Source organism: Uliginosibacterium sp. 31-12 (assembly GCF_030548425.1).
Taxonomy (GTDB): Bacteria; Pseudomonadota; Gammaproteobacteria; order Burkholderiales; family Rhodocyclaceae; genus Uliginosibacterium; species Uliginosibacterium aquaticum.
The window spans coordinates 84,532-96,657 of sequence record NZ_JAUOOA010000008.1 but is presented as its reverse complement, the minus strand read 5'-3'; the positions used below and the strand labels follow the sequence as shown (position 1 = coordinate 96,657).

The 12,126-nt window shown below is 58.6% G+C and carries 13 protein-coding genes; 8 read left to right on the top strand and 5 right to left on the bottom strand.

Annotated elements, in window-relative coordinates:
- Window positions 1-258: 258 nt before the first annotated feature.
- Together Q3Y64_RS15130 and Q3Y64_RS15125 are read left to right on the top strand one after the other, a co-directional pair.
- Window positions 259-2,073: a class I SAM-dependent DNA methyltransferase gene (locus Q3Y64_RS15130; RefSeq protein WP_303563093.1), complete on the top strand. Its 1,815-nt coding sequence runs from the start codon at window positions 259-261 to the stop codon at window positions 2,071-2,073.
- Between the two features lies 1 nt (window position 2,074).
- Entirely contained in the window at window positions 2,075-3,031 is a 957-nt protein-coding gene (locus Q3Y64_RS15125; RefSeq protein ID WP_303563091.1) for a hypothetical protein, read from the top strand.
- Window positions 3,032-3,096: 65 nt separating this feature from the next.
- On the opposite strand, the gene Q3Y64_RS15120 is transcribed toward Q3Y64_RS15125, so the two are convergent.
- Complete coding sequence (locus Q3Y64_RS15120) at window positions 3,097-3,297, bottom strand: antitoxin VbhA family protein (protein ID WP_303563089.1); 201 nt, start codon at window positions 3,295-3,297, stop codon at window positions 3,097-3,099.
- Between the two features lie 356 nt (window positions 3,298-3,653).
- On the opposite strand from Q3Y64_RS15120, the gene Q3Y64_RS15115 reads away from it, so the two are divergent.
- The 4 genes from Q3Y64_RS15115 to gluQRS all read left to right on the top strand — a co-directional run bounded on the left by Q3Y64_RS15115 (window position 3,654) and on the right by gluQRS (window position 6,143).
- The gene (locus Q3Y64_RS15115; protein WP_303563087.1) at window positions 3,654-3,992 is read left to right on the top strand and encodes a hypothetical protein; all 339 of its coding nucleotides are present in this window, start codon (window positions 3,654-3,656) and stop codon (window positions 3,990-3,992) included.
- Window positions 3,989-4,303 (top strand): DNA-binding transcriptional regulator, encoded by a 315-nt coding sequence (locus Q3Y64_RS15110; RefSeq protein ID WP_303563085.1) that lies wholly within the window; start codon window positions 3,989-3,991, stop codon window positions 4,301-4,303. Before Q3Y64_RS15115 ends, Q3Y64_RS15110 begins: the two co-directional genes overlap by 4 nt.
- Before the next feature lie 299 nt (window positions 4,304-4,602).
- Entirely contained in the window at window positions 4,603-5,187 is a 585-nt protein-coding gene (locus tag Q3Y64_RS15105) for a response regulator (RefSeq protein ID WP_303563083.1), read from the top strand.
- Between the two features lie 35 nt (window positions 5,188-5,222).
- On the top strand, window positions 5,223-6,143 hold the full coding sequence (gene gluQRS / locus Q3Y64_RS15100) for a tRNA glutamyl-Q(34) synthetase GluQRS (protein WP_303563081.1): 921 nt from the start codon (window positions 5,223-5,225) through the stop codon (window positions 6,141-6,143).
- Between the two features lie 30 nt (window positions 6,144-6,173).
- Here the strand turns inward: gluQRS and clsB are convergent, their stop codons facing one another.
- The 4 genes from clsB to Q3Y64_RS15080 all read right to left on the bottom strand — a co-directional run bounded on the left by clsB (window position 6,174) and on the right by Q3Y64_RS15080 (window position 9,737).
- Window positions 6,174-7,337: a cardiolipin synthase ClsB gene (clsB, locus tag Q3Y64_RS15095; RefSeq protein ID WP_101943309.1), complete on the bottom strand. Its 1,164-nt coding sequence runs from the start codon at window positions 7,335-7,337 to the stop codon at window positions 6,174-6,176.
- Window positions 7,334-8,080, bottom strand: coding sequence for an endonuclease/exonuclease/phosphatase family protein (locus Q3Y64_RS15090; RefSeq protein ID WP_101943308.1), 747 nt, complete (start codon window positions 8,078-8,080; stop codon window positions 7,334-7,336). The genes clsB and Q3Y64_RS15090 overlap by 4 nt, the downstream gene beginning before the upstream one ends.
- Before the next feature lie 18 nt (window positions 8,081-8,098).
- Window positions 8,099-9,196, bottom strand: a complete 1,098-nt coding sequence (gene nadA, locus Q3Y64_RS15085) for a quinolinate synthase NadA (RefSeq protein WP_101943307.1) — start codon at window positions 9,194-9,196, stop codon at window positions 8,099-8,101.
- 85 nt (window positions 9,197-9,281) lie between these two features.
- Window positions 9,282-9,737: a rhodanese-like domain-containing protein gene (locus Q3Y64_RS15080; protein WP_303563076.1), complete on the bottom strand. Its 456-nt coding sequence runs from the start codon at window positions 9,735-9,737 to the stop codon at window positions 9,282-9,284.
- A gap of 319 nt (window positions 9,738-10,056) precedes the next feature.
- Between Q3Y64_RS15080 and glnA the strand changes: the two genes are divergently transcribed.
- A complete protein-coding gene (gene glnA, locus Q3Y64_RS15075; protein WP_101943305.1) occupies window positions 10,057-11,466 on the top strand; it encodes a type I glutamate--ammonia ligase in 1,410 nt (469 codons plus the stop codon).
- Between the two features lie 162 nt (window positions 11,467-11,628).
- A complete protein-coding gene (locus Q3Y64_RS15070; RefSeq protein WP_101943304.1) occupies window positions 11,629-12,105 on the top strand; it encodes a DUF4124 domain-containing protein in 477 nt (158 codons plus the stop codon).
- The last annotated feature ends 21 nt before the right edge of the window (window positions 12,106-12,126 follow it).

Sequence of the window (12,126 nt, the reverse complement as noted above, 5' to 3'; positions counted from 1 at the left end):
TGGCCGCGCCACACACCATTTTCGGCGGTTTTCTCTCAGGACTAGACGAGTCTGTGTAGTTTGACCGGCGGACTCATACCAATACGCGAAGGGTTGGCTGGAATTCCTTCGGACAAGCCTGTTGGTGGAAGGGGCAAGCAGTCCTCCTTGTAGCGCTGAAGCCGAAGATTGAGTGCTCTGCTTTGGCAATGCATGTAACAATCTCGATATGGCGGTGGCTAGCCGCGTCTTGGCGACAGAAGGATTCGAGGAGCTGGTTTGAACGAACGAAAAACTGAAACGCTTGTGCGAAGTGCTCTCTTGGCGCGCGGCTACGAGGGCAAGGCGGGGGTGCTCGTTGAGGAACAGCAGAGCGACAACCCGCGCATCCAGAAGTTGCTGAAGCGGGCCTCGAAGGCAGGGGTGGGGGCGGGGTATCCGGAGTTTATTATCACAGCCCCTCAGTATCCCAATCTCGTGATCGTCATTGAGTGCAAGGCCAGCCCCAAGAGACATAGAAGCAAGGAGTTGGACAAACCCAAAGAATACGCATGTGATGGTGCCGTGCTGTACGCCGCCTACCTATCGAAGGAATTCGATGTAATTGCGATTGGCGTAAGCGGCGAAACGAAGAGTGAGCAGCGAGTCAGCGTCTTTGCCCATCTGGAGGGGCAACACAAGCCATATGAGCTGGACGTAGAGTCGATCCTGTCCTTTAAGGATCTATACAGTACCTACATCACATCTCCTCAGAAGTTCAATGTCGACTATGCGGATCTTCTTTCTTATTCGCAGACGCTCAATCGAACTCTGCATCGATTAAAAGTCAAAGAGTCCCATAGAAGCCTGCTCATCAGCAGCATTTTGATCTCTTTGAAAAACACGGCGTTTCTTGCTTCTTACACGAAACACAAAACGCCAGCCCAGTTGGCGACAAGCTTGGTAAAGACGGTTATCGATGAACTCAAAGCATCCGATGTCCCTAGAGACAAGATCGAAAACCTATCCCACGCGTACGCGTTCATCCAGACGCACACTACGCTGACCAATGACCCCAGCGCTCTCGTGAATTTGATCGCGGAGGTGGGAGAGCATGTACTTGGGTTTATGGAGACACACAAGTACTTCGATACGGTGGGGCAGTTCTACATCGAATTCCTTCGTTACGCCAATAACGACAAAGGGCTCGGGATCGTCCTCACACCTCCCCATATAACAGAATTGTTCGCCGATATAGCTGAGGTCGGTAAGGACAGCATTGTTTTAGACAGCTGCTGTGGGACGGGCGGCTTTTTGATTAGTGCGATGAAAAAAATGGTCGCGGATTGTGGAGGAGATAGCGAGAAGATCGAGATCGTCAAAAGGACCCAGCTCCTCGGCGTCGAGGCTCAGCATGACATATATGCGCTCGCCATATCAAACATGATTCTGCAGGAGGATGGCAAGAGCTCCATTGTTAGCGGCGACTGCTTCAAGCTAGTAGCCGAAATGCAAGCAAAGTCACCCTCCGTGGGGCTACTTAACCCGCCGTACAAGGCTGAGAAGGATGACATCGAAGAACTGGAGTTTGTTCTCAACAACCTAGAGATGCTCGAGTCCGGTGGCATTTGCGTTGGCCTCGTGCCTATTAGCTGTGTCGTTGCTCAGGAAGGCCCGAATCTCGAACTGAAGCGGCGGCTGTTGCAGAGCCACACGCTTGAGGCTGTCATGTCGCTTCCCGAGGACCTTTTCCACAACTCCAAGGTGGGAGTCGTGACTTGTGCGGTCGTTCTGAAAGCCCATACGCCCCACAAGAAGGGTAAGAAAACGTGGCTCGGCTATTGGCGCGATGACGGCCATGTGAAAGTAAAAGGCCGGGGTCGTATAGACAAGTTCGGTCGTTGGCCGGCTCTCCGCGAGGCTTGGGTTCAAGCGTACCGCAATCGCGACGTGGAGGATGGGCGAAGCATTGCTGTTGCACTCAAGCCAGAAGATGAATGGTGCGCCGAGGCCTATATGACCGTGGACTACAGTCACATCGATCAGGCTGCCGTTGAAGCGGAGTTGCGCCGTTACCTGGCGTTCGAGATCCTCTCGGACGAGGCGGAGGTATGAGATGGTTCCCATAGGCGAAGTGTTCGCAGTTCGATATGGAAACAAGCTGGACGCGAACAAGCTGACGTTCACGGACCAAGGGGTCAACTTCGTTTCTCGTTCAAGCAAGAATCTAGGAGTCGTAGGCTGCGTCGAATTGGTCCCTGGACACGTTCCAAATGACGCGGGCTTGATCACTGTGACAATGGGGGGGACGTATCTGCTAAGTGCCTTTGTCCAGCCGGAACCCTTCTACACGGCGCAGAACATTAAGGTTCTTACGCCACTGCAGCCAATGAGCCTTTCCGAGAAAGCCTTCTATTGCCGTTGCATCGTAGAGAATCGCCGTCGTTACTCCACGCATGGTCGTGAAGCCAACCGGAGCTTCGAGTTACTTCTGGTGCCATCCAGGACCGAGGTGCCTTCATGGGCTAAGGGCCTTTCGGTTCCAACGTTCGAGATCAAAGACGACCACAAGCTGTCCTCTCGGGCCTCGGTGCCAAATACGAAGGGCAGCTTGGTCAGGCTAGACAGCGTGTTTGATGTGCGAAGCGGTTTGTCGCTTGGTTCAGACGCACGCTCGGATGTAAAAAGCGGGCCAGAGTTTTTGCCATATGTGAGGCCCTCGAAGACCCAAACCACGTCATTCGTCGAGTATGTCGATAGTGATATCGCAGGCTCAAACAACGTTTACCCCCGGCATACGCTGTATGTCTCGACAAACGGACAGGGGAGTCACACCTATGCGTGGGTTTCGGTCAGCGCTTTTGTCCCGAATAGCGATGTGAGCGTACTCCTTCCCAAGAGATCGATGAGTCTTCAGGAGAAGCTTTATTACGCTGCTGTCGTATCTGCCAATCGGCGCCTTTTTTCCTACGGGAGAAAACCGAAAGGTGAGCGACTTAAGGGGATGCTGATCCCCGAATGGGCACCGCACTTTGTCTACGTAGAGCAACTTGCTGAGAAGCTGATGAAGTGAGTTTGAGTAAGTGGAGTGACGCAAGCGCGGACTTTGTTTTGCCTGTTCAAAAACAGCACAAGCGATCAAGTTTGCTGAATTGAGTTTTTGGTCAGAATGTACCTCTGACAGACGCATGAATGTTCTTCGTTGCTGAGATTGCCAGCGACAAATTCTGCATTGAAGCGTTCGATCTCTTCGTCGAGGATGCAGCCTTCCAAGCGGACACTACCTCTCGCAAAGTCGATCGCGTCTTTCCTTCGCTGACGTTCGTATTCAGAAATCATGCTGTTAGGTGTTCCAAAACCGTGGTTTCGTGAAGGCGGTCATCCCGTCAAGGCCGCCGCAGGCGCCCGCTAGGGCTTGGCCTTGACGGCGCACCAAACCGTATCATCCTGCATGGGATGCGGGCAGCCTCATCGCCCCGCAGCCCATGCAGACCCCATCGGTTGTGTTTCGCTTTCAAGGCATCTACTCATCGGGCCTTCTGCTTTCTGTGTAGTTCAAGCATGCACGGAGGCGGTGTTCAAGGCAAACACCTATTCGAGCGTGCGTGGGCCAAGGGCCATTTTCGCGGGCGCGAAAAAACGTGGTGTCACACCGCCTTTGACAACAACACCGCAACTTGCGTATAGTCAAGCAAATGAAAGCCGTCTTCGTTGAGCTGCCTGCATTTTCCCGCCACCGGGCCGACTATCTGGACGATGAGGGGTTCCGCAGCCTACAAGAGGCAATGATGAAGAACCCTGATGCTGGCGACGTGATCGAAGGCACAGGAGGCTTACGCAAGCTGCGACATGGCGATTCGCGTAGAGGCAAAGGAAAGCGCGGCGGTTTGCGGGTGATCTATTACTGGTGGGATGGTGGTCGGCAATTCTGGCTGTTCACCCTGTACGACAAGGACGAACTGGCCGACTTGAGCCCTGACGAACGGAAGGTGCTCAAGGGAATGGTGAAGAAGGAACTGGAGGCGCGACGATGAAAAAGCGGAACTTGTTTGCAGAGATTGCAGAGGGCTTTGACGCACTGTCTAGCGCACGCGCTGGCAAGCAGACTCTGCGTACGCACGAGGTAGAGATGCATCCGGCGCCCGAGGTGACTGCTAGTGAAGTGTTGGCCTTGCGGGAGCGCTTGCATCTGTCACGCCAGGTGTTTGCCCGCTACCTGCGAACCAATCCGCGTACGCTGGAAAACTGGGAACAGGGTCGTGCGCGGCCAAACGCGCAAGCAGCACTGCTCATTCGCCTGGTCGAAAAGTTTCCGGACACGGTGGATCGTCTGGCTGCGGTTTGACCGTTCAACAGCGCCTACTGCGCTGGTCTGACCGGATGCAGCATCGTCAATAGCGGGTATGAAAACGGGTACAAAACAATGACGCAAGAGCCCACACGAAGCACTGGCAAGCCTTTTCGGTCAGACTTTTTGTTTAACGTGTGAACTAAATATTGACTGCAGGCACGCATCGAAACGGCGTGGAGCGCAACAGCTGCACTAGACGAAAGTTATAGGTATGCTTGCGCTTTCCGCGCTGCCGCAATCGCTGCGCCGGCCCTGACCGTCTCGTTCCTGCGTTCCCGGGAGTCCCGATGCCCTTGAGCAACACCTCCGCCTCCGATCCCATTCGCCTCGATTGGGCTGCGTGCAAGCTACGCCTGCAGGCGGACTCGACCGAACCCGGCGCGGGCGACGCTGAAGACGATCTCTTCTCCTTCATGGAAGAAGACGCACAAGAGCGCCCGCCAACGCAAACCGAAGCCCCTTGGGTGCTGCTGATCGTGGACGACGAACAGCAGGTCCATGAAGCCACCACCCTGACCTTGCGCCGGGGACGTATTGGCGATCGCCCATTCCGCTTTCTGCACGCCCATTCCGCTGCGGAAGCCCGCGAAGTAATTCTGGCTGAGCCGCATATTGATCTGGTGCTGCTCGACGTGATGATGGAGACCCGCGATGCCGGCCTGCGTCTGGTGCGCGAGTTGCGTGGACCGCTCGGTCGCCAGGATCTGAAAATTCTGATCCGTTCGGGCCAACCCGGCGCCGAGCACGAAGGCAGCATCGAGCAGCGCTATGCTGTCGAAGGCTATATGCAGAAAACCCAGCAGACCTTCGGCCTGATGATGGATGTCATCAGCAAGATTCTGCTCGGTGCAGACGAGCGCCTCGACACAGCCAACTGAGCCCGGTCACGCTGCTGCACGCTTACAATCCGGGCATGACTCCCGGCACCTGCATCGGCCGTTTTGCCCCTTCACCCAGCGGGCCCCTGCACCAGGGCTCGCTCATCGCTGCCCTCGCCTCCTGCCTTGACGCCCGAGCACGCAAAGGCCAATGGCTGGTGCGCATGGAAGACGTCGACGCGCCGCGCACCCAACCCGGAGCGGCCGACACCATCCTGCGTCAGCTCGAAGCCTGCGGTTTTGAATGGGACGGCCCGGTGCTATGGCAAAGCCAGCGGCTCGACGCCTATCGCTGCGCACTCGATCAACTCATCCAGCACAAGTACGCCTATCCTTGCGCCTGCTCGCGCCGGGAAATCGCCGACTCGGCCCTGCGCGCGCCCGACGGCTCGCTACGCTACCCTGGTAACTGTCGCACAGGCCTACCTGCCGGACGGGCAGCCCGCGCCTGGCGCTGCCTGAGCGACGCCAGCGACCTCCACTGGTCCGACGCCATCCAGGGCGAACAGCACGAGAGGCTAGCCGAAAGCGTGGGGGACTTTGTCCTGCTGCGCGCCGATGGTCAGTTTGCCTATCAGCTTGCCGTGGTCGTGGATGACGCTTGGCAAGGGGTGACGCATGTCGTGCGTGGCGCCGATCTGCTGGACTCAACCGGACGCCAGATCCATCTCCAGCGCCTGCTGGGCCATCCTCAGCCCGCCTATGCCCACCTGCCAGTCCTCACCAATCGCGCGGGTGAAAAGCTCTCCAAGCAGACCCTTGCTCCCGCGCTGCAGCCAGCCCACGCAGCACCAGCCCTGCGCACCGCACTGAGCTTGCTCGGCCAGAATCCGCCCGTCGATCTCGGCCGGGCCAGCGTAGCCGAGGTGTGGGCCTGGGCATCCGAATACTGGCAACTTGCCCGCGTGCCGCGCGTGCGTGCCCAGGAAGATCCAAGCAGCCCAAACGATGCCTGACAAGCTGAAGCTGGCAGGCATCTCATGCGTCTATAACGCCCGCCGACCATAGCCGGCCACCCCCAGCAGCAGGCGCAGCAAGCCATAGGCCAGCCAGCTCAGTGCACGCTGGAGAAGGCTTTGGCGCTGCCAGTGAACCGCAGTTAGTTCGCAACCGCCGTCTGCAATGGCCACACGCAGGGCATGACGCAGATCTGCTGCAAAACCGCTATCCCGCACTACCACGTTTGCCTCACGCGCCAGCAGCAAACTGAAAGGGTCGATATTGCTGGACCCTACTGTCGCCCAGTCCGTATCCACTACCGCGACCTTGGCATGCAGAAAGCTCTTGCGATACTCCACGATGCGCACGCCTGCCTCCATGAGATTGGGGTAAAGCACGCGGCAAGCGTGGTGCAGCAACCAGTACTCCACCCTCCCCTGCAACAGGAGGGTGACTTCCACACCACGCCCTGCCGCCTCGATCAACGCATGACGGAAGGCGCGGCCGGGGAAAAAATAAGCGTTGGCTATCAACACTTCATGACGCGCCATGCGAATGGCGCCAAGGTAGGCGTTCTCGATATCACGACGATGGCGCAGGTTGTCGCGGATTACGAAAGCAGCATGCATGCTGCCCACGCGTGCGTGACCGGGCCTGACCCAGCGCAGCGGCGTAAGGCGCCGATGCAGACCTGCCCACAACACCAGGCGCCACAGGCGCGCCATGGCCTCATGCACCTCAGCCACCAGCGGCCCCTGCAGCCGCACGGCAAAATCAAAGCGCGGCGGAATCTGGCCCGGCGTGTCCATATCATCAATGATGTTGATACCCCCCACGAAAGCGGTACGGCCATCAATCACCACAAGCTTGCGGTGCAGGCGGCGCAAGCGATGGCGGCGCAAAGACAGCTGCCGGATCTCCGGGCGGAATACCAGACCCTCAACGCCATCACTCTGCAAATCGGCAAGCCCGCTGCGCACAAACTCTCGCGCACCAAAGCCATCCACCAGCAAGCGCACCACCACCCCGCGCAAAGCCGCAGCACGCAAGGCGTCCGCCACCTCAACACCCGTAGCATCACGCTCGAAAATGTAGGTTTCCAGCAGAATCTCACGCTGTGCGCTGCGAATCGCCTGCAACAGGGCAGGAAAATATTCGACGCCTGACTGCAGCAACTCGATACGGTTGCCGGCAAGCAGGCCTTGCCTCATGGCAGGAGCAACTCCACTACCAGCAAGGCGTGGTCCGACACTCCAGACCAAGGCTTACCCCAATACACCGCACAATTATCCGGCCGCAGCCCACGCACGTAGACACGGTCCAGACGCAACATGGGCAGGCTGCTCGGAAAGCTGCGCGCCGGCGTGCCCGTCAGCTCAGTGAAGACTTCGCAGACATGTAGCCGCTCGGCCAGCCAGTCGTTCGCACGGCCACGCCAGTCATTGAAGTCGCCTGCGATAATCAGTGGTGCCCCCACCTGCACGTACCGCTCGACATATTCAGCCAGCATCAAAAGCTGGCGCTGGCGCTGGTATTCCGTCAAGGAAAAATGCACGCACAGGCAATGCACGACCAGGCCGTGGGGCAAGGCCACCTCGCAATGCAGGATGCCACGTCGCTCCAGGCGATAGAGGCTCACATCACTGTTGCGGCTGCGCACAATGGGATGCCGCGAGAGCACGGCATTGCCGTGATGGCCATGATCATAGACAGCATTGCTGCCGTAGGCAGAATGCAGGAGGCCCGCCGCGAGGAACTCATGCTGAGGCTGTTCGGGCCAGTCATGGTGCCGGGCCGCATGCTTCAGGTGCAAGCCCTGCACTTCTTGCAGCAGATAGATGTCCGGATCAAGCCGGTGCAGGCACTCCCGCATCTCGTGAATCACCATGCGGCGATTCAGATGCGAGAAGCCCTTGTGGATGTTGTAACTGCAGATGCGCAGGCTGTTTGCCATGGTCTCCGCGAACGGCGCTCAGGATACGGCCAGCATGCGCTCCAGCGAGAGTTTCGCCAACGCGGCCTCGTGGGCAGGCACGCTGATCTGGTTGACGATTTTTCCGGCAGCCAGGTTCTCCAGTGTCCACGCCAAATGCTGCGGATCGATTCGCTGCATGGTCGAGCACATGCACACCATCGGGCTCATGAACTGCACCAGCTTGCCCTCGTGCTTCACCTCCTCAGCAAGACGGTTAACCAGATTCAGTTCGGTGCCGACCAGCCACTTGGTATTCGGCGCAGCCTCTTTCACCACCTTGATGATGTACTCGGTGGAGCCAACGTAATCCGACGCCCGACACACCTCGAAGGCCGACTCCGGATGCGAAATGACCATGCCATCCGGATTCGCCTTGCGCCAGTTAGCGATGTGCGAGGGCTGGAACATCTGATGTACCGCGCAGTGGCCCTTCCACAGCAGCATCTTTGCTTTCTTGATCTGCTCGTGAGTCAGGCCGCCATAGGGCTGATCCGGATCCCACACCACCATGTCTTCCAGCGGAATGCCCATCTTGTAGCCGCTCCAGCGGCCCAGATGCTGATCCGGGAAAAACAGGATCTTCTCGCGCTGGGCGAAGCTCCATTCGAGGATCTTCGGCGCATTGCTGGAGGTGCATACGATGCCGCCATGCTCGCCGCAAAAGGCCTTCAGGTCTGCCGCCGAGTTGATGTAGGTCACCGGAGTTACCTGCTCATCGGGCGTATCCAGCACCTCGCGCAACTCGCGCCAGCAACGCTCGACCTTGGCCAGGTTAGCCATGTCTGCCATCGAACAGCCTGCGGCCAGATCCGGCAGGATCGCAATCTGATTCGGCTTGGACAGGATGTCCGCCACTTCGGCCATAAAGTGCACGCCACAGAACACGATGTATTCGGCATCCGTCTCACCCGCCAAGCGCGAGAGCTTGAGCGAGTCGCCAGTCAGATCTAGGTGCTGGTACACATCGGCCCGCTGGTAATGGTGCACCAGCAACACGACGCGCTTGCCAAGCTTTTCCTTGGCGGCGCGGATGCGTGCATGTGCCTCGGCATCCTTGAGAGCGTTGAAGTGGTCGAAGGAAATGATCTGTTGCATTGCCGTGAGGGGAGAAGCAAGGGGGAAACCCCGGGGAATACAGATTCTACCCCTCGCGCGGCGCTCCTTACACCTCAATGCCGAGTCAGGATTGCGACCAAGGCAAACCCGCATGGCGCCAGCCGCCTATCTTGCCGCGCCGACCATGCGCATCCTTGTCCCCCTCAAAACCTTCGAGAACGTTGTAACACCCGGCCAGCCCAGCCACCGCCGCAGCCATCGCCGCGTTATGCGAGCGGGCGCCACTGCGGCAGATAAACATCAGCAAGGCCTCGTTATCAACCTGTTTCTTCAGCTGCAGCTCGAAATCCGGGTTGGGCACACTGCCGGGATAGCTGTTCCACTCGATTTCAACAGCGCCCGGAATCCGTCCGACCCAGTCGAGCTCGGCGCGCGTACGTACGTCCACAATACGCGCCGCGCCACCGGCGAGCTCCAGCACGCGATACGCTTCCCTTGGCGTCAGCGCCCCGGCGTACGGCAGATTCATCTTTTCGGCACGCTCGCGCGCCAGACCCAGCAACTCACTCAGACTAGCCATGGCTTCAACTCTTACTCAGTTTGTCGGGACCAGGAAGTATGGCCCGTGAGACCCCAAAAGCAAAAATGCACCACAAAGATGCATTCAAGACAATCAATGATCCATCTTGGTGCTGACACAGAAAATCACCTTGCAGGGCGCTTGTGGCACAATTGCCGCTCCCTGTAGGCCGGTGCCCTTTTGGCCGGAATACGTCGAACGCGGAAATCCGCCCCGCCCTATGGCATGGTACATGCTTCCTGTCCGACGTTAACGCACAGCCCCGCTGGCGCGGACAGGTTTGTCCATCTCGGTTCAACACACCAGGAGTGAGAGTTAAATGACCCCTCAAGACGTACTCAAGCTGATCAAGGAAAACGACGCCAAGTTCGTGGACCTGCGCTTTACCGACACCCGCGGCAAGGAACAACACGTGACCGTTCCGTCGCATGTGGTGGATGAAGAGTGGTTCGACCACGGCCACGCTTTCGACGGCTCCTCCATCGCTGGCTGGAAGGGCATTCAAGCCTCCGACATGCTGCTGGCTCCGGACCCCTCCACCGCCAAGATCGACCCCTTCTTCGACGAAACCACCGTCATCCTCACCTGTGACGTGATCGAGCCGTCCGACGGCAAGGGCTATGACCGCGACCCGCGCTCCATCGCCAAGCGCGCTGAAGCCTATCTGAAGTCCTCCGGCCTGGGCGACACCGCCTACTTCGGCCCGGAACCCGAATTCTTCATCTTCGACGGTGTGAGCTGGTCTGCCGACATCTCCGGCTGCTTCGTCAAGATCAAGTCCGACGAAGGCGCATGGGCCACCGCTGAAGATCAGGACGGCAGCAACATCGGCCACCGTCCGACCGTCAAGGGCGGCTACTTCCCGGTTCCCCCGGTTGATAGCCACCAAGACATCCGCGCCACCATGGTGCTGCTGCTCGAACAACTGGGCATCCCGGTCGAAGTGTTCCACCACGAAGTGGCTACCGCAGGCCAGAACGAAATCGGCACCAAGTTCAGCACCCTGGTGCAACGTGCTGACTGGACCCAGACCCTGAAGTACGTGGTGCACAACGTCGCTCACCAGTACGGCAAGACTGCCACCTTCATGCCCAAGCCCATCGTGGGTGACAACGGTTCCGGCATGCACGTGCACCAGTCCGTCTGGAAGGATGGCAAGAACCTGTTCGCCGGCAACGGCTACGCCGGCCTGTCCGACTTCGCTCTGTACTACATCGGCGGCATCATCAAGCACGCCAAGGCACTGAACGCCATCACCAACCCGGGCACCAACTCCTACAAGCGTCTGGTTCCGCACTACGAAGCTCCGGTCAAGCTGGCCTACTCGGCTCGCAACCGTTCCGCTTCGATCCGCATCCCGCACGTGCAATCGGACAAGGCTCGCCGCGTCGAAGCCCGCTTCCCGGATCCGCTGGCCAACCCCTACCTGGCGTTCTCCGCTCTGCTGATGGCCGGTCTGGATGGCGTGCAGAACAAGATCCACCCGGGCGAACCGGCTGACAAGAACCTGTACGACCTGCCGCCGGAAGAAGACAAGCTGATCCCGACCGTTTGCGCCTCGCTGGAAGAAGCACTGGCAGCACTCGACGCTGACCGCGAGTTCCTGACCCGTGGCGGCGTGTTCAGCAACGAGTTCATCGACGCCTACATCGAGCTGAAGATGGGCGAAGTGAACCGCACCCGCATGACCACCCACCCGGTGGAATTCGACATGTACTACTCGCTGTAATCAGCGATGCGTACAGGGGCTTCGGCCCCCGCGTGAAAAAGGACGGGCTTGCCCGTCCTTTTTTTTGCCGCCCACCCGGCCCGCTCGGCATCAGGTCGGCGCGCAGTTTGCGTTTTGCGCCTCGCGCCTTAAACTCCAAGTAACCCTCCTGCGGAACCTGTCATGCGCCCACTTCATTACGTCTTTGCCCTGAGTATCAGTCTGCTGACCGGCAGCGCACTGGCCGATATCTACAAGTGCGTGGACGACTCTGGCCACACCACTTACACCAATGACAAGCCGGAAGCCGGGCAACGCAAGGCCTGCTCCCTGATGACCAAGGAACAGCCCGTCACCACCGTGCCGGCACAGCGAAAATCCTCCGCACAACCCTCTCCTGCCGCCTTTCCCAAAGTCGATACCGACACCCAGAAGGGCCGCGACAACGATCGCCGCAAGATCCTCGAAACCGAACTGGAGACAGAGCAAAAACTGCTGGCGCAAGCCCGGAAGGATCTGGCTGAACAGGAAGCTGTACGTCTCGGAGACGAGAAGAACTACCAGAAATACATCGACCGCATTCAGTCGTACAAGGACAAAGTCGCACTTCATGAGCGCAATGTCGAATCCCTGAACAAGGAAATTGCCAAGCTGAAATGATCGCGGCGTGCTTCTTGCTTG